We start from the raw sequence: 19,066 nt of genomic DNA, 5'->3' as shown, positions 1-19,066 counted from the left end.
ATTTTCAGGTCCTTGGCAGTGTTCACTATCTCGTAGTTTTCAACAAGTCACTACTTTCTTTGCAGGTTGAGTCCAATGCATTCTAGGCACTTTGTAAGAACATAGCACTGTAATTGTTAGTTGAATAGTATAACGCACTGACTTTCACGCCGATCAAATACATAAAAAACCGCCAGCAGAAACTGACGGTTAATTGGGCGTCCACTTCAATATGAAAGCAAGCTCCTTTCAAACAAAGCTAACGACCCCAGTCCAATGGAATTCAGAACAAGGCCTTTATGACCTTTATTATTTTTCTTACTTGTCGGAGGAACTTAAGAAAATTACTTGTGCTTTATAATTCAGATCACTTCATTTAAAAGGGTCGATATAATTGGTTATATACACTTGAACAGAAAATGTCCAAAGGATGAGAGAACAATATTGTTTACCATACAGGGCAAGAAAAGATTGCTATTGAACTGAGAAAACCCCGACTCTGATAGACGTCATTATCACTTATACCGAATAGTACATACAAACGGTCTTTTGGCCGTTAGGGCTCCTCATTCATCCTCCATCAAATCGCTCATCTTTTTGACATCATCAAAAGAACAAGCTATATGGTCTAATGATTGGACATTGATATATAGGATTTTCTGAGTAATATTCACTGATCCTAATAGAAAACAGTACGCTTCTTTATTCAAAAAATTTTCAATATTATTAACTGAACCTTTTTTATTATGTGAATTATCTATAATTTCCTTTCTTATTGAGCATTTAACATCCAAGTCTGAATTATTAAATTTATACGAAAAGTTTATCCAGTATTCGTTTTTACTATTTTTTCTTATTATGGCTTTCCCATAAAAGACCTTTGTTTTCCACGCCTCTTCCTTATTTATACTAACAGCACTAATTTCGTTGAATAATGTACCTAAAGAATACTCATAGGTCTTGCCAAACAGTTCAAGCGATACCTTTAATCCATTAAGATCATTATTCTTTTTAGCGTGTATATATTTTCTCATTAAGGTGCTCAGCAAATACAAATTGGATTTTCTTTGCAGCCTCTCGCTATCTTTTCCTGCTGTTGACGTCCTTCTGACACTTGTTGTTTGAGACGTTTGAGCCCTTCCATCATCATTTTTACCGTTAATTTTAGTTTCACTATGCCTTTTAGGCCGTTTTATATGAAATATAATGTCTTCTCTAATTCTTGGTGCCTCATTAAGCTCTCTTCGTTTTTTCTTCACATCAGTATTATGTGATCTCATTATTTCTGTACAATTTACACTGTGTTCGCCATATACTTTGAAATGTTCACGCACCCTCATTTGCCATGGTGATTTGTCCATGTTTACACAGGTAATTCGAGCAGAGCACTCCTCACTACAGCATTTAAACGCAGTTTTATCATCAAGCTCCCCATCTCTACAAGCCTCATGTGCTTCTGATGCCGTCATATTTTTTTGTAATTTCAAACTAAACGCATATTCCACTTTTGCCATAAGTTCACCTAATTTCTGTAGAGACCTAAATAACCACGTGGATAAAGCTAATTAAAAATCCCTCACTCTTTCAGCCGAACCCCAAGCACCTCACTTGCCAGGTCTACCTGGTCATGATTCAAAACCACCTTAACTGCACCTATCCGTCTCTGCTCGCGCCACTGTATTAGATCTTCTTCTGTTTCCAATTTAAGTTCAGCAATCTCAGCTGCACGGTCGAACATGTACTTTGAAGTGTACAATACCGTATAAATCCCTCGCCCACCGGAAACAATCGGCTCATCCCTCTTCGTCCATTTCTCAACAGTAAATTTCACATATAGCTTATCTTCCGTCCCCCGTCTGTAAGGACGCTCGGTGATTTCTTTACGCCGCACTACCTTCCAGTCAACTACTTTCCCGTACCAGTAAATACCTGTTTCGCCTGTGGATAAAAATTGACTTCGTGATTGATAGAGAGCAACATATTCTATCTGTGTTAATAGTTTGTGGTCAGAGATATTCTCCAATGGTATATGGTAAAACTCGTGCTTCAATGCCAATTCTAACTGCGACTTTTCTCTCAACGAGCCAACCATGACATTTCTACCGTTCAATTTGTTCTGATAATAGCTTTTCGTCCCCCGCGGCCGGATAGAGCGCTCGTAGGCTTTCTCAGGACTATCCATGATAATCTCATCCAAGAACGCTTCCATCAGCTTTGTTGAATTCGGCAAAAAAGGAAATGCCCCGACATTAATTAACTCAATACTCTTGTAAAATTTATGCTCTTGAAACCGTGCTTCATCATGGTATGGAAACAACACATACGCACCAAACATACTTCGTTCCAACTCCCGGCTATGTGTATCCGTGTACACGATAGCATCCCGATATCGATGCATCGTGTTGATGTCATCTTCCTCAGGTCCCGGCATCTTGTAATCTCTAAAATAAGATGTCCCCTCGTATGCAGGATTTAAGCGATATTTGGCATCGAAAATATATTTATATTCTACCGCAGCTTCATTTTTCTTCAGTGTGAGCACATTGTCCGGCTGCTGTCCCAGTGTTTCGCTGTGATCACCCTTAGGTAGTGCATTGTAATAAAGAGTGAATATCTCACCGTTGAGCGAATTCTTATATACCATCTTGGCCTTCTGCCTTCGATCTAGGGTTACAAATAAGCCCGTTCGATCCACCTTAATCATATCCTGGGTGAGAAGCTCATACTTCTGGCTAAGCAGATCATGAATTTTAAGAAAACACCAATATTCATATAGCTTTGCTAAGTCTTTCATAGAAATACGGAAGAGGTCGTTCTGAATGGACAAGCCCTTCATAAGCATCAGATAATTCCGATACACTTCCCGGTACCCCGGTGCCATTTGTAACACTAAAGAGATCGACAATTGCTTCATTTCACCAACGTTTAGAAAATCCAGATTCAATAGGCGTTTTATTTGTGCTTGCATAAATTCCAACCGCTTTGCTAGCAAGGGATCTTGTAAGCGATCCTTTTTGTTCAATCTTGCTTTTATATCCTTCAGCTTGCTTGAAATGCGGAGCAGCACCCAACGTACAAAACGATTCTCCATCGTGTTGTAGCTAATTTGCCGTTTGGTCTCCAGTACATGACTCGGGTAATAGCCTTGGTTATTTAACTGCACGAAGCCAAGCTTCTTATCCGGCACTAGCAGATGGGGGCGCTTTGTTATAAAAGAGATGTTCTCCTTTCCCGCCTTCTTCGCCCGGGAGACGTCAATAATTCGCTCGTCTTTCTCCAGCTTAGAATGGGGAGAGGTCTTGATCCGCTCCACTGCTTGAACAAGCTGATCGAACACATGCTGCAGAATGGTAAAGAACTCGGTCAGACTTTGATGTCTTGTCTCTTTGAGCCCCGTCAAATTATATGTTCTACGCAAAAAGTCAAAGGACAAATTATAAATCTGCTGATTAATATCCTTTAAGATCATTTGGTAATCATTTTTGTAATCCATCTTCGCAGGAAATATCTCTAGCTGAAGCTGAAAAATCGGTTGCCCATCCGAGCTTAGCTCTAGTTCAGATAGTCCTACTTCATTTTGAAAGTTCAGAATACCGGATAAAATCGTTTTACCAAGGGGCTTGATCGCTTGACGTAAGTGCACATTCTCGTGGTGAAAGGTTAATACTATATCCGGTTTTTTCTCAATAATTAACTCATAGGACTGCGTCTCGAAGAAAATCGGATAGCTCGGGTCTCCCATTTGCCACGACGATAATTGGCCTAATTGAGGATTGAATACAGATACCTTATCAATAGATAGAACCGTGGAAAGAGTAGATACCTGCAATGAGGTATCTACCCATTTCCCTTCTTCCGTACGATGAAGCTGCAAAAACTCCACCGTAGGATGAAACGGCTTACCTTGAATATATAAATTAAAGAGATTCGTCTCGACACGAAGAAGCTCTACGCTCTGATTAAGAGAGCCAATATGAGGTAAATCCATCTTCCTCCAACCTCCGTAACATGAAGGCAATTTTCCTAGCCGTTCCAGGGTGCTTGGCATCTTCTTCTCCTTGACTGGAGCTCCATTTCTGGTAGAGACCTGAAGCATCTTCAATATGATCATTTACTGCTAAAGACTTCCCTAGAGCTCCTTGCATCAGCTTTAGCAGCACCCGTTTCACGGATAAGTTGCTTCCCTGAACACGAGGAAGTATTTTCTGAAGAAGCTGCAAATCAAACGCCTCATCCTCAGTAAGCAATTGAAAGCGTTGATTATACACCATGTAAAAACAAATGGAGTCCCTAATCCGGAATCCGACCTGGGCATGAATCTCTTCTAGGATATGGTTGATCTTCACGAGCTTTTCTGTTGTTTTATGTACCAAATCACTATAATCCTGATACACGTCTACCAGCTGTAAATACTCACTACGTAAAAATGGATTGTCAGCCACTACCACATCTTGTTGCTCTAACCGACGTTCACTCGGATACTGCTGTAAATTGATATAGTTAAATTCAATCGTATTAGCACGATCCAATACCTTTTTACTAAAAGGGTGCGTAGTCTCATCCATGTTAACTGTTCCAATCAAGTACACGTTATCCGGCAAATACAAATCCCCATAGGTCGGCTGATCCTCTAGCCTTAAGGAATCTCGGTTAATCAACGGTGAAGTCACAATGCGATTGTTACTCCATTCTTGGGTTTCGATAATACTCAGTAAATCACTAAAATAATACTCCACCCTAGCCAAATTCATCTCATCCAGACATATAAAATAAGGCTTATGTTGATTTTCTGGCTTTGAAGCGTCCACTAGCACTTCCGCTAAACGACCTGGACGAAAAGCTCCTGATAAATCCTTGTAGCCCAAAAGATCGGACGGATCACTCCAATCAGGTCTCACTGGAATCAACACGAATTGATGGTTATTCCCTGTCGCTCCAAGTCCCTCAGCAAACAGCTTAATAAGCTTCGTCTTGCCTGTACCAGATACCCCAGCTAGGATGACAAATGGCTTAGTCTTCAGAGATAAATACAGATTCTCAATTAATCCCTTCGGATAATGGAAGCCTCTTTGCTCGATATAGGCTTTGATTTGTTCAACTCGTGGTGGCACCGTTAATGGATCCAATGGCTCTAGCTCCTCATATTCGAAAGTAGGCTCATTCTCTTCTACTATCCCTTGTGTCAGGCTGTCTACATAAAGCTTGTAGTTGTTCATTGCATTTTCTAAATCAGCCAATAGCTGATCATCATCCGGAATAGAGCCATTATCATAACGCACATAAGCAATGGTAGATACTTGATAATCCCGTCCTAATCCGCTTGTTGTCAGGTGAATGTTATCATCCTTTTGCATTCCTTCTAGGGAAAGCAGTTCGCGTATTTCGGTGACCTTTTGTTCAAGGTATCGGTAACCTTCTTTTTTGCCCCGTACTTTTATTGGAAGAGTTACTCCCTGTAATAAGGTGAGGTATACACTCTTCATATCCTCTGAAAATAGGTAAACGATATACTCACCACGCTGTGTCGTGTCCGTAATTCGCTTATCCATGATAGCAATCCAAGGAATATTCGCCCAGTTACCCTGACCAATAGATCCTTGTATTTTATAGTTATTATCAATAAAGGACAGCTTCCTAAGTTGTTCTGGTATAATTTGTCTAAACATCATACCTAAAGGATGATTAGCAAAAGTTTGTGTTCTGGCGTGTAGGTAAGTATTGAAAATTTCTGATAAGGTATCTTGAAGTGAAAATACTGCTACTTGCTGGTTGGCTACCAGTTGGTTGTTATAGCTGTCTAACTCATTTAGTGCATGTTCTTTTAATTTCTGAATAACATTGTCATTCAGCTGATTTTTAATGGATAACTTAAAAGTAATGATTTGCTGATCGTTGTTAAATTCAAGTATAGATGATAGCGCATCTATCGGTGTTTTAAGCAGCGATCTCGTCTGGGCTAGCGTATAACCCCTCCAAGCGGAAGCTTCCCTTTGGGGTGGAGCATCCACTGGATTTCCCGCACTACTATGATGTCGATAATAAGCCAAAAACCGCTCAGCAATTTTGTTGAGCGGAAATACTAGATTGTGGCTTTCTTCATATTCGTCGATGAGGGACAGAATAAGAACCATCTTATAGGATTTTTGTTTGTTTCGAAAAATGTTAGAAAGTTCGTTGGGTAACATGCTGTTCCTCCAAGAATGTGCATTAACTTATATTAGACATAATTCGAGAAAAATTGCCTATATCCTTTCTTTATCGGCGTGTAGATGTAAAGGCTTTAGTTCCCTGGTTAATGAGACATTGGAAAATAAGGGCCACAGTCTACATGTATATCATTTTGATTAAATTTCACCTCACTCCTTTCAGCATCTTGAGGAGTTACCGTGACTCCAAAATCAACTCTTTTCTCTTTTTTTCGACCATGTGAACACTACACTTGCATGTCATATACTTGTTGTAACGAACTTCTTTTTAATTTACGCATCATCTAGTTTAGCTCAACTTTGAACTTTTCAGAACAAAGATTTTCACTTGACTTCCCTTTTCGTCTTGCATCCAGTTTCTGCCTGACAAGGGCTTCGTTCTAGTAATTTGACCTGTCCTATTCTTTCTTTGCTTGAGGGGATAAGATCAAACATAGTGATAAGTAACGAAAAATATGGTCGGCAGTTCTAATTTCGTGTAGTTACACCAGTTCACGTAAAAGATGTGTATCCGTCGTGGTACACTGATTCTAACTGTAATATCATACTGCCAAAGCTATTCAGATCGGCCTAAACATTTGCCAGGAAAACGATAGAAAAAATTCGAAAAGCAAGTGAAGAAACGAGCAAAATTCCTCCTCTAACGCCTCGGTTTAAAATAATAGTTAAATCGTAATATGGCTTTTAGTGATTAAAACACCTCCAAGAAAATCAACCCTGTCGTCAGACACAGAGACAATCTTAGAGGTGTTTAACTTTTGGTCAAATTGAGGTGAGCCTTAGAGCAATCCCCTTTACAACTGATTAGTTCTTTGAAATTACTTAGGCTCTTCTGTACTCAGTTCTATATCTTTCGTAACGATGTGTAAATTAATTAAATGATCAAATTTATTTAACCCTGAGAATACATCCTTTAGTATATAAGGCTCAATTGGGTTATTTATCATATATTTTTCCACAATTTTCACTAATCTTGTGCATACTAATCCGTAAGAATAATCCTTTGATAATACTTTCATGATTTCCGTAATCATGCTTCTTAATGAGATCAGGTCACTTTCTTTCGTTTGATAACCCTCTATATCAAACCATATTTTCCCATCTTCTCTTTGGTAAATGTCAGGAAATGCTTTAGCTAATCTTCCGTTCTTACCATTTCTCCCAATTACATTTCGAAATTCTTTTTCATCCTTGATTAAAGTTTCTTGATCATCTCCAGTAAGTTCAATAAACAAACTGTTTATTTCATTGATAATAGTTACCCCATGTAAATATTCTCCTTTTGGATTTACATGGAGCTGGAATGCACTCCCATAAGAATTAGTGCCATTCAGAAGTAAGAAGAGCGATAATACCGCCTCTTGTGGGCTTATATCAATTGAAAAAACTGCTTCACACTTCCGTTTTGTAATATCCGCCGCACATTTCACAAAATACTCCCTTGATACTTTTACTGCTGTATAATGATCATTTGCTAGACCAGATAAAATAACATTCAGATAAAGGATTCCATATTCAGTTATAACAACATAGATTTCAGAATTGGTTATTTCAGCAATCAAGTGATGTTCTACCAGCCTATCGTATGAAACAGCATCGAAAGTGGCATCTTTCTTTAGAAGTTTCCTTACTCCCTTCACACTTATTCTTCTTTTTGTAAATGTACTAATATTTTTAAAAACCACCTTCTCATCGGTCCAGGGCAAAGGATCAAGTTTAAATATTTGTTCATTACTTTTTTTAAATATTTCTTCAAGCAATTCTATATCCACCATGCTCTCACTACCCATCTATACAATGTACCACTGCCTGCTCTTCTTCTGATACTTCCACAAATAATCCAAAACTCAATTGGTTAATTTCATAAAGGGTATTATAAACTTCTTTAGCCAATTTATCTGATACATCTCCCCATTCGTCTACTAAAATGACAGTTCCATATTTGGAATCAGTGTTAGGAGAAGCTAAACTTCTTACAGTCATTGCCGAATCGATTCCTCCACTTAATCCATATCGTGCACTTATCTCATCCCCATCTAAGGTTGTTAACATTCTGGATTCAAAATCGTATGACTTCAATTCAATACTAGTTACTATATCATCTGTAACTTGATAGTAATATTTACATCTTTCCTTCATTAAGTTATTGAACAACTCTACAACTTCCGTATAAAGGAATGACTCTTCAGCCGTTTCTTTGATGGAGCTATTAAAATTACTTTTGTTACCACTTTTCTCAACAAGCAAACTTTTAACTGAATTAAATTCAAATAAGATTGAATTCAGTATTTCATACGGTATATATTCATCTTTACTATTAGCAGACTTTATATCCGAAATAATGTAATTAATCTCTTCTATTCTCTGCTCTGTCTGCTTTGAAATTTCTTCTATATCGCCTGTCTCTGAAATATTCCCCTTACTCATTAACATTCGAATACTCTTAATTTTTGGTAGAAGAGATTTCACATCGGTATTTACTGATATAGTTAATTCTTCGGTCTTTCTAATTAAACCCACTAGTCGGTTTATTTCATAAGCAATAACAGACGCGTTCGCTCTTTCCATTTCAATAAATTTGTTTATTTCTGATAACCTCACATATTTTTCTCTATAATCAAAATAGTTAGCAGCCCCTGTTTGACGAGTATTTATTAGTTCAATAAATTTTTTGAAATCATTCGAGTCATTTACATTAATGACCGAATTACCCTGTAATTCAATGTACATAGGAACAAGGTCCGTTCCTTCAAGTTTTTCGACTGATTCAAGTATCTGTTCTAAATTTCTCACAGGGTTTTCCCAATGTGAGGGGGATTTTATTACGTCATTTCCATCATTTAATCCTTCTTCAAGCAGTCCATGCCTCTGATGGACTAACTCCTTTAATTTAGAATTAACTCCATCCTCCTCTTCTTGTAACTGTCTGAGTCTTTCCTCGTTTTCCTTAAATTTATCTATTTGTTCATAGATATCCAAATCATTGATTTCAGGATTGTTTTTTTTAAATTCATTTATAAGCTTTTTTAATGAGAGTAGTAAAACAAGTTCATTCTCGTATTCTTTTAGTGATTTAGAATAGATTTTCCTTTGCTTTTTGGACATAAAGTTACTGAGAACTTCTCTACCGCTTCTAGTTAAGTAATCAAAACTCGATGTTATGCTTTCTAATATTTCATAATGAACCTGGGTAACAAAATCTCGCCCCTTTGAAATAAACTGAACTTTAAATAGTTTCGATGTAAAAAGCTGGTACTCTTGCATATCAAGTTCATAATTTTTTAGCGATCTTTTAAATTCAACTTCTCCTGAAACTATTACCTCGAGATAATTCTCCCTCTTTAGGAAAAGAAGTTCTTCTTCTTCATTTTTCAAATACATTTCAATACTTATTGCATTATTGAAAAAATACCCTTTAACCTCTTCTATCTGACTTTCTAATTTGTAGTTATTTAAGAATATTGTTTGGCTACTCCAGTCGCAACCCATTAGAATCCCCATGATTATAAGTGAGGTAGTTTTGTATCGAGTATTTATTCCTCTTATTTCAAAAATCTTGCTTTCTTTATCTGAATGAAACTCTAATGGGAACTTTAGCCCACTAACCTTCAAACCAAATTGTACTGTTCTGAATGATTTCGTTGGTTCAACATAAATGTCTTTTAAAATACTATCAATAAATGATTGATCCAAACCTCTCTCAACTGCAACTTTTTTAAAGAGGTCAAATATTTCATATGAATAACTCATGTAACCTCACCCTCATTACGCACTGACTTTGCAAACAAACAGTTGATTTTCAGATGAAATACACATCACACCTGATCCTACACTTAAACTCGCTTTAATATAATTAACAGGCTCTATTTCAACATTTATTTGTTGACCATTAATTAGATTAATTACTTCACCATTACTACACAGTACCGTTACAGTATTATCACATACAATTAGATCAAGTATCTGGGAGTTAAGTTCTATGACAGAGCTTTGTTGTGCAACAACCTCTTCAAATACTATGTGTATAAGCCTATTTTTATATCCAAATGCTATTTTGTTTTCTTCCACGACTACCACATTTGTAGTTGGGTTTACTATATAGTTGTAGAAAGACAAACGATTCGCATTAAAGTCATACTTACCAATTCCGTTAGCAGATGTTACAAAAAATGAACCATTATCACCGATAAGAGATAGAATTTTATTCTCAACGTGAATTTTTCTAATAGTGTTCCCAGTCGCCTTAATCATTACTGACTTAATAGTAGCTAGTACCATATATTTTTCATACACAATGAAGTCAATAACTGGTTCACTAATTTCAAATTGCTCCTCTGCCACAAAAGCCCCCTCAACTAAATCATAGGTATAAAACTTTCCGTTAATATCAAGGAAATAAGCATAGTTATTAATTGTTTTTGGTGCAACGGCTATCGGATTGCCAAGTACCTCAATCGTTTTTAAAGCTCCGTCAGACTCATATATGTATATAAGAGTCTCGTTACAAACAATGATTCTTTCACTGGAAATAGATGCATACTGGTTTTCCGTTAAGTGATACTGTTTCTCTTGCGCTATTTCATATATCATTGCCTTGGAAGCTGAATTAAATAAAATATATCCTTGCCCGATAAGTGCTCTATTTGAGTTTATTTCATCTATATCGAGCAGATTTATAGTGGCGAAATTTTTCGGTATTCTAAAGTTGGTTTTAGAAGAATTGAGGTTATCACAGAGAGTATGATGCCAACTTGAACTATTCTTTTCAATCAACTCATTATTATTTGCGTTCAGCACTTCAATTATTGATTCATATTCCCTTGGAAAACCAGTCATTCTACCTAATATACCACCATTAATTTGGCGGATCCTAAATTTCATTAACTCAATAAGTGCTTCTGTAAAAGGAAATTGCTCACTCTTATAAGCAATTATTCGTTCAATCACTTCACACTGACGGTTATACATCATCCCATGAAGTGCTGCTAATTCATTATTAACTAATAAAGAAGCTATCTTATGGTTGACCAACTCTACTGAAAGATTTGCAAACAACAGTTTAACTAGATCCTCATCTTCCTGATTTTTAAGTTTCATCAAAAGATGAGCTACAAACCGCTTATTATACGGATTATACTCATTCAAGACAGCCCTTACTCTTTCGATAGGAAGTGTTGGACTTACTGGAATATCATCCGCATTAATTTCAACAAGCATTTCAGGTTTATTATTGATTAACTCAAAAGCACATCGTAGAGACTGCTCAATACTATCCATTTTTTGATGAAACAACTTACAGAGATTTTCCTTGTCCATTTTTATACATTGAAAAAGAAGTTTGCCTTGCTGGCTTAGTGAAAGCAATTCAACTATTTCTATAAGAGCCCTAATCTTTACATTAGATAGCAATGTCTTATAACCATGAATTTCCAAGTTATCGATTAAGGTTTCACGATCTTTTTTTTTTTGAAATGGTCGTCCACTACTTGAAGAAAATCCTCAGCTGTCATATCAATATGAGTAATGTTAAATTCCCGCATATAAAATCGTTCCCTTGCGGCAGACCAAGCTTTCGATTTAGGTACAACCCAGTAATGAGGTTTAGTAAATCCACCTTCAGGCTTTATCCGGTATAATATACGTAAAATGTCAATATCCGTCATTCCAAAACCAATAAAGATGATTGATCTCTCCGCAAAAATTGTTTTTAATTTATCAAACAAACGATTATCTTCTTCTACTTTTATATAATCTTTTGTTGTAAACACAGCCTTACTAATCTCTGTAACACAACCATGTAGCTTAAGATATACTTTGTCACCGCCGGTATAAATGTCATCTGATCTTTTAGCCACGCTTAGCATTTTCCCATGTTTCTCCTGATAAGCTTGTTCCAAAAGATAGTCAACATTTACTGTTAAAATGGAATCTTTGGGTTCCCCTAATGCATGTATTATATCTACCATTAAATTATGAGCAGGTTGAATTTTACCTTCACCTAAATAACGCTGTACTTCCTCTCGAAACTCAGATTCATTTATAAAACTGTATTCATCAGAGATGCTCATCAAATTTTTCATATCACCACTTAATAAGTGGTTTTTACTTACAAGATACTCGGCTAGCTCCTCTCCAGTGCCGAGTCCTTCTCTTTTCTTAGTTTGACTGTTCCACTTTCCAATCGAAAACCCTGCCCCTAAAAAGAAAGAAATTGGTCCGCCCTTGTCGACAAGTCTAGTTATTTCATCAATCATACTAACACCTCAGTGGAATATTATGTATTATACTTCTTCGACAAATTAACATATATTCCTGCATAATTTACGGGCATGGCTAACATATTTAATGTATGATAAAATGATGAATACATTAAAAATCGGAGTACTTACATGAGAAACAATAATGTGATAAGATCACCCCTCAGGTTTCCAGGCTCAAAGAGTAAAGTATTAAATCGAATACAACCATATCTCCTGACACATCATAAGGAATACAGAGAACCCTTCTTAGGGGGAGGGTCAATATTCTTAAGTAAACCATTGAGTTCGATCAACTGGATTAACGATAAGGATTTCAGGGTGTTCAATTTTTTCAACGTTATACGGGATTCCCCAGATCATCTATGTAAAATGATAAAAGAGACACAACCAACCGTAGAATTGTGGAGAGAATTTCGTAGTATGGCGGCATCGGAAGATAAAGTATTTCAGGCGTTTCAGTTTCTATTTTTTAATAGAACAAATTACTCAGGTATCTATAATGCTAATCCAATAGGAGGGCTCAACCAAAATTCAAAGTATAAAATTGATTGTAGATGGAACCCTGAAATGCTTTGTTCCAGGATTCAACTTTGTTCAGACAAATTACAATCAATAAAGATTACCAATCAAGATTTTTCCAACTTAATTCTTGCACCAGGTGAAGATGTCCTATTATTAATAGATCCACCTTATTACGTTAAAGGCAATTCGTTATACCCAATCGGAATGAAACCAGACGAACACCGTGCACTGGCCAGGTTATTAAAAGAAACAACCCATAAATTTCTATTAACTATAGATGACAATGAACATACAAGAGAAATATATAAATCAGATGATTTCATTTACAATCAAGAGACATGGTTCTATACTGTTCATTCAAAAAAAAAGGATAATACCGGAAAAGAGTTATTTATTTCAAATTTTCAACTTGAGAAATCATAAAAAAATTGTTTAACCTTAAATTGAACACCTTAAAACTAATATTTTTTTCTTCAAAAAACTACTAACTATAATTTTTAATATTTTGAATGTCTCTAATTTTGAAGAAGTTACAATTTTGAAGATAGATATCTTTCAATTTATTCGAATTATCTATCTTCAATTTTACTAACCTTATACTCGTATTAGTAGCAAATAAGCCAACAGCTACATCTATTCGCGGAGAATATATCGAAAAATCGAATTCGTTTTGCATGGATGCCCACTCAATCTGAACTGGTTCTCCTATAAATATCTGTCATTGAATTTCACTTTTTCTAATAAATCTGCCCCGAGTATCCCTCATAATAATTATCCTTCAAGTAACTTTAGACCGTTCACTGAACCCTAACCGGCACTCGTGGCTTTAACCAAGCCAATGCATACTTATCTTGCCTGACCCTAAATTCTCCTAAACATCTCAGGCTAACTGTAGGACGGTTCTTTCTTCCCCGTCGTTGGAATTCCAGGGTAATGTAATGGTCTATCTCTCATAGCAATTAACTCTGCGAATGTGACCAAGAATATAATCAATTGTTGTATTATGGTTCCCACCTCTAAATGAAGAAATAATTTCAATCAAAGGTTGTATTTGAATATTATCAAATTGATTCAAGTAATTTTTATTCCAGAGTTTTTTATACCCCTCAACTGTAATCACAAAACTTTCATCTACGTTAAAGGCCATCTCAGACTCATCTAAGTAATAAATCAGAGGATTATATGAAAGAACATCTATAAATTCATTGAAAACTCTAGAAGAATTAATAAGAATTATTAATTCCAGGAAGATGAAATTTATATTTGAAGTATATTCATCCAACATTGGAACTTTAGTTGCCCCCCGTAGATATTGCCCTATTCTTCGTAGCCAAAGTTCAGATAAGTCACTTCCCCCGTTTTTTTTCAACAATAAAATAGGCAAAGAAAACCAAGTTATTGTTTCAAGTTCTTCAATATTACTATTAAAATTACGTCCTATGTTTCCTACATAAAACCACAAATTACTAAAAGAAGCTTCAACAGTTCTTGTTAATTCAACAAATAATTGAGACGTATCTTTTTTATTTTTCTGTATATAATGAATTGATGTACTAATAACCAATAATGTCAAAGCAAAGTTCCTTCTGACCTCTTTAAAATCTGACCATGTTGCACCAAAAAATTTATAATCCAATACTATTAAATTTAAAGCATCGCCTAGTTTAAAATACTCGTCATAGTACTCCTTGTAGTTCAGATTCAGTCTTGTAATAGCAAACTCGAGAAAACAAACTTCAAAAAACTTATAGGATATTTTTGCATTATCATCTTCTGCATTATTTATGCAAGTTTTAATTTCATTAATCACATAATCAATGAACCATTTTCGAAAAGATTTATAAGATACGAGGGTACATTTCTCAATAAGTTTATTAGTGAATGCAAAAAATTCTTCAAGTTCTAATTCTACAGCTTCAAGCTTTGATAGCAATGTTTGAAGCTCATACCAGATGGTCTTACATATTAATAAATTCTCCAGTTTGTTTTCAACAAAAAAGTTACATACCGATGTAATATCCCAGAATACAATATCCCAAGTAAATTGTTCTTTGTAAAACTCAGTTAAGTACTTTATTGGCTTATCAACGTAAATATTTATCACTCCAGTAAATACAATAAAGCCCTTCTTATTTAATTGTTTTTCATCAACACGAACATCATCAATCGGAACTGAAAACATTTTTCGAACTTGTGGTTCAACAACTTTTTCCCACATCTTTGTATCAATATTTCCGGTTTTTAATTGATAAAGGTTTAGTTCATCATTAAAGACCGCAATAATATCTCGCCCATATTCGATTGGACTGTGAGTTAACTTTACATAATCCGGTCCCTTTCTTGTTAACGCTTCTAAGAAAAGCCTTCTGAATTCATTTTCATCTAGTGATCTGATATATTCAGAGATCCACATAATAAAGTCACCTTCAATGAATTTAATGTAATCATACAACTTTTTACATATGTTTATTGGAATTCAATCAAGTACCAACTTGTTTATCCAATATCCGCGAAACAGAGAAATTCTCACCATAATAATAACACAGGTTAGAGAAAAATTTTCTGCATACCGGCCCCTCTAAAACAAAAAAGATCAGAGCACCCACTCTGATCTCACACCTTACATCCCTTATTTCCTTAGATTACTGGTTGGTGACCCCTGCCAACAATCTCAAACATTTTCTGTCATCTTTTATTTCTAAGCATTAAGACTACCGACTCCACATGCACCGTATGTGGAAACATATCCACGGGCTGCACCTCCACCGTACGATACCCGCCATCCTCCAAAATCCGTAAATCCCGCGCCAGTGTGCTCGGGTTACAACTCACATACACTACACGCTCCGGCTTCATCTCCAAAATCGTGTCCAGCAGCCTCGGGTCGCAGCCCTTGCGCGGCGGATCGACAACGATCACATCTGCGGTGATGCCTTCTTCCTTCCAGCGTGGGATGACGTCCTCTGAGGCGCCCACCTCGAAGCGGACATTACGAAGCTCATTCAGCTGTGCATTGCTGCGGGCATCCTCAATGGCTTCTCTCACAATCTCCACTCCATACACCTGATCGGCATGCTGTGCTAGGAACAACGAGATCGTACCAATGCCGCAATAGGCATCAATGACTGTCTCTTTGCCTGTCAGTGCAGCGTATTCCAGCGTCTTGCCGTACAGAACCTCGGTCTGCACTGGATTGACCTGATAGAAGGAACGAGCCGAGATCGCAAATTGCACGTTGCCGATATAATCATAAATAACATCCCTGCCCCACAGGACACGGGTCTCATCTCCGAAAATAACATTGGTCCGCTTCGTGTTGACGTTCTGGCAGATGCTAACTACATGAGGGATGGCCTCACGAATACTGCCGATCCAGGCATCGCGATGCGGGATATCGTGACCATTGGTGACTAGCACCAGCATCATCTCACCTGTACGGAAGGCTTTCTTCACGACGACATGTCGGAGCAAGCCCCGGCCCGTCTCTTCGTTGTACGCACTGATGCCCAAATGGCTGCCGATCTCCTTCACCTTGGCGACGACCTCATCATTATGCTCGTGCTGAATGAGACACGTCTCCATATCGACAATCCGGTGACTTCCCTTGGCATAGAAGCCACCAATGAGTCCACCATCTGCTGCCCCCATCGGTACCTGCGCCTTATTACGATAGCGCCACGGCTCCTGCATACCAAGTGTAGGATGCACGACAACCGCCCCTCTGTTTTTAGCAGCTTGGGAACTATTTAAGCTGTCCTGATTGCCTTGGTTATCCTGATTATCTTGTGTATCCAGTACATTTTGAGCGCCTTGATCATCCTGAGCTTTCGAATCACTCAGACTCAATTTCTCTTGCGCTCCCACACTCGTCCGCTCTCTACCCTCGATCTCTAGCTTACCGATGCGCTCCAGCACATCCACGACATGCTGACGTTTCCACTCCAGCTGCCCTGCATAGCTCATATGCTGAAGCTGACAGCCTCCGCACTGGTCATAGATCGGACAAGGTGACGCAATCCGGTCAGGGCTTGCCTGCACCACATTCAGCAGCTTCGCATAGCCGTACTGCTTCTTCGTCTTCAGCACCTTGACGCGGACCTGCTCTCCCGGCAGTGCTCCCGGAATGAACAAAGTATAGCCCTCAGCACGACCTACGCCTTCGCCATCGTGGTTCATCCCGATGATGTCCACGACCACCTCCTGATTCTTCTCTACAGGCAGTCCACTAATCTCAGCTGCTGCACGCTGCTTGGCTGGGCGCGGGGCTCTTGTCCTTACTTGATCCTTGCTCTTCCCCTTGCTCTTATCCGTTCTCTTACTCGTACTCAAGGTCATACTGGTACTGGTACTATCACCTGCACTGTAACCAACCTGTCCCTTTTGGGAAGCGGATTGCTGTCTCTTCTGCCCGGCATCCTGTTGCTGACTCCCACGTTCATTCCCTGATCGATTTCTCTCTGCTGCTGGTCTCTGACGTCCTGCTTCCTTGTCAGATCCATTCGCGTTCCGGCGGCTTTTTCCACGGCCACTGCGGTGATTACTCATGCTGCACATTCCCTTCTACATATCGACCTATCATCGACTTAATCGTAAGAATCATCAATTCAATTGTTATAAACACCAAATTAATCTTTAGAGTTATCGAATCTTTCATTCAACAACTGTATCTTCATACACTGAGCTTCCTATTACTACAGGCATCCCTATAACCACAGACATTCCTACAACTCGAAAAATGCCGCTGCTCCTGACGGAAGAACGACATTTCAATCTACTCTACCTATGCGACTTGTTAATGGCATTGATGTGACCAGCTTACAGTGAGTTACATCAAGCCTATAATAATTGCTCTACATTCATGTTTCCATGAATGGAATCGGTCACTTCAAGCTGTTTTTAGCGAGTCTTGGTATTGGATGAAGTATTGGTGTCTGGATCAAATGCCCTGATGCAATGCCATATGCCATGGTACAAGCATACCCGCATACGAATAAGCACTCTTCAAAAGCAACCTCTCGACCCACTCAGTAAGCTCAGCTCTTCCTGAACACAACTAGACTCTTCTCATCTAAATACCTGAATATGCTGCTTCAGATTCCGAATCGTCGCAGGCAGTGTCCCGCCCAGCTCGCCGTCCAGATTCAGCTGCACGTGGCCCGGAGAGGTAACCTCCATGTAATCGGTCTTGAAGTAGACCAGCTTCTTATCATTCAAGTGCTCACCGCGCAACGCCAGCGTGACTAGACGAATCATCTCCGCCAGATTGCAATTGCGCACAGCGATGACATCGAACATGCCATCGTCGATCGAGGCCCCTGGTGCCAGCTTCTCGAAGCCGCCTACCGAATTCGTATTGGCAATCAGGAATAGCATGAACTCATCATGCAATGTCTCATGACCTGCCGCCTGAATCGTCAGCTCCTGTGGTGCGAGGCTGACCATCTTTTCCAGCCCTTTGAAGTAGTAGGCCAGCTGCCCGATCATTGTCTTCAGCTTGCTTGGCACCTCATAAGTCAGCTCGGTCAACGAGCCGCCGCCTGCAATATTGATGAAGTATCTGTCATTGACCTTACCGATATCAATAGGTCTAGCCTCCTGACGTATGACCAGATCACAGTACTCCTCCCATTGCCGCGGAATGCCCAGCGCACGAGCAAAATCATTCGTAGTCCCTAGCGGGAATACGCCCAAGGCAGGCAGATTCTCCCTCTCCGCCATACCATTCACTACTTCATATAATGTGCCGTCTCCGCCTGCGGCAATGATCATATCATAGCAGCCACGCTCGACAGCTGCGGTCGCTTCACGTGTTGCATCCCCTTCACCGGTCGTCGCATAGACCGACACCTCAATACCGCCCTGATCCAGCCGCTGCAGGATATCAGGCAGTCTGCGTCTCATTTCCTCTCGTCCGGAGGTAGGATTATAGATTAATCTGGCTCTTTTCATTCACGTATTCCACCTGTTATTTGATGATGAATCCAAGCATGAATAGACTACACAGCAGTATGTCCATATCAAGTGTATACCCAGGCCATCACCTGGCGTATCATGTCTATCCCCCTGCCTGTTGATCCACTCATTACAGCCGAGCATCAC

11 protein-coding genes are annotated in these 19,066 nt (G+C 38.5%); 1 reads left to right on the top strand and 10 read right to left on the bottom strand.

What is annotated here, in order from left to right:
* Positions 1-545: 545 nt before the first annotated feature.
* From K331_RS0114580 to K331_RS0114550, 7 genes are all read right to left on the bottom strand, one after another.
* Positions 546-1,493: a hypothetical protein gene (locus K331_RS0114580; RefSeq protein ID WP_028590877.1), complete on the bottom strand. Its 948-nt coding sequence runs from the start codon at positions 1,491-1,493 to the stop codon at positions 546-548.
* Between the two features lie 62 nt (positions 1,494-1,555).
* Positions 1,556-3,967 (bottom strand): restriction endonuclease-like protein, encoded by a 2,412-nt coding sequence (locus tag K331_RS0114575; RefSeq protein ID WP_028590876.1) that lies wholly within the window; start codon positions 3,965-3,967, stop codon positions 1,556-1,558.
* Complete coding sequence (locus tag K331_RS0114570) at positions 3,939-6,164, bottom strand: MrcB family domain-containing protein (protein ID WP_028590875.1); 2,226 nt, start codon at positions 6,162-6,164, stop codon at positions 3,939-3,941. Before K331_RS0114570 ends, K331_RS0114575 begins: the two co-directional genes overlap by 29 nt.
* A gap of 839 nt (positions 6,165-7,003) precedes the next feature.
* On the bottom strand, positions 7,004-7,960 hold the full coding sequence (locus tag K331_RS0114565) for a hypothetical protein (RefSeq protein WP_156897667.1): 957 nt from the start codon (positions 7,958-7,960) through the stop codon (positions 7,004-7,006).
* A gap of 7 nt (positions 7,961-7,967) precedes the next feature.
* A complete protein-coding gene (locus K331_RS0114560) occupies positions 7,968-9,935 on the bottom strand; it encodes a hypothetical protein (protein ID WP_028590873.1) in 1,968 nt (655 codons plus the stop codon).
* A 15-nt stretch (positions 9,936-9,950) separates the two neighbouring features.
* Positions 9,951-11,477, bottom strand: coding sequence for a hypothetical protein (locus tag K331_RS0114555; protein WP_156897666.1), 1,527 nt, complete (start codon positions 11,475-11,477; stop codon positions 9,951-9,953).
* A 149-nt stretch (positions 11,478-11,626) separates the two neighbouring features.
* On the bottom strand, positions 11,627-12,439 hold the full coding sequence (locus K331_RS0114550) for an SIR2 family NAD-dependent protein deacylase (protein ID WP_028590871.1): 813 nt from the start codon (positions 12,437-12,439) through the stop codon (positions 11,627-11,629).
* A 135-nt stretch (positions 12,440-12,574) separates the two neighbouring features.
* Between K331_RS0114550 and K331_RS29620 the strand changes: the two genes are divergently transcribed.
* A complete protein-coding gene (locus K331_RS29620) occupies positions 12,575-13,390 on the top strand; it encodes a DNA adenine methylase (protein WP_036634962.1) in 816 nt (271 codons plus the stop codon).
* A 520-nt stretch (positions 13,391-13,910) separates the two neighbouring features.
* On the opposite strand, the gene K331_RS0114535 is transcribed toward K331_RS29620, so the two are convergent.
* From K331_RS0114535 to K331_RS0114520, 3 genes are all read right to left on the bottom strand, one after another.
* Entirely contained in the window at positions 13,911-15,380 is a 1,470-nt protein-coding gene (locus K331_RS0114535; RefSeq protein ID WP_028590869.1) for a hypothetical protein, read from the bottom strand.
* Positions 15,381-15,652: 272 nt separating this feature from the next.
* Complete coding sequence (gene rlmD, locus K331_RS0114530) at positions 15,653-17,512, bottom strand: 23S rRNA (uracil(1939)-C(5))-methyltransferase RlmD (RefSeq protein ID WP_028590868.1); 1,860 nt, start codon at positions 17,510-17,512, stop codon at positions 15,653-15,655.
* Positions 17,513-18,031: 519 nt separating this feature from the next.
* On the bottom strand, positions 18,032-18,916 hold the full coding sequence (locus tag K331_RS0114520) for a diacylglycerol kinase (RefSeq protein WP_028590867.1): 885 nt from the start codon (positions 18,914-18,916) through the stop codon (positions 18,032-18,034).
* Between the last annotated feature and the right edge of the window lie 150 nt (positions 18,917-19,066).

The organism is Paenibacillus massiliensis subsp. panacisoli DSM 21345, from assembly GCF_000426545.1.
Classification (GTDB): Bacteria; Bacillota; Bacilli; order Paenibacillales; family Paenibacillaceae; genus Paenibacillus; species Paenibacillus panacisoli.
Note: the sequence above shows the minus strand (reverse complement) of the source record. Positions and strands in the feature narration are given on the sequence as shown.

Excerpts from the sequence above, each read along its gene's own strand:
- K331_RS0114575 (WP_028590876.1), bottom strand. The coding sequence starts at position 3,967 with ATGGATTTACCTCATATTGGCTCTCTTAATCAGAGCGTAGAGCTTCTT.
- K331_RS0114560 (WP_028590873.1), bottom strand. The coding sequence starts at position 9,935 with ATGAGTTATTCATATGAAATATTTGACCTCTTTAAAAAAGTTGCAGTT.
- K331_RS0114550 (WP_028590871.1), bottom strand. The coding sequence starts at position 12,439 with ATGATTGATGAAATAACTAGACTTGTCGACAAGGGCGGACCAATTTCT.
- K331_RS0114570 (WP_028590875.1), bottom strand. The coding sequence starts at position 6,164 with ATGTTACCCAACGAACTTTCTAACATTTTTCGAAACAAACAAAAATCC.
- K331_RS0114520 (WP_028590867.1), bottom strand. The coding sequence starts at position 18,916 with ATGAAAAGAGCCAGATTAATCTATAATCCTACCTCCGGACGAGAGGAA.
- K331_RS0114565 (WP_156897667.1), bottom strand. The coding sequence starts at position 7,960 with ATGGTGGATATAGAATTGCTTGAAGAAATATTTAAAAAAAGTAATGAA.
- K331_RS0114535 (WP_028590869.1), bottom strand. The coding sequence starts at position 15,380 with ATGTGGATCTCTGAATATATCAGATCACTAGATGAAAATGAATTCAGA.
- K331_RS29620 (WP_036634962.1), top strand. The coding sequence starts at position 12,575 with ATGAGAAACAATAATGTGATAAGATCACCCCTCAGGTTTCCAGGCTCA.
- rlmD (WP_028590868.1), bottom strand. The coding sequence starts at position 17,512 with ATGAGTAATCACCGCAGTGGCCGTGGAAAAAGCCGCCGGAACGCGAAT.
- K331_RS0114580 (WP_028590877.1), bottom strand. The coding sequence starts at position 1,493 with ATGGCAAAAGTGGAATATGCGTTTAGTTTGAAATTACAAAAAAATATG.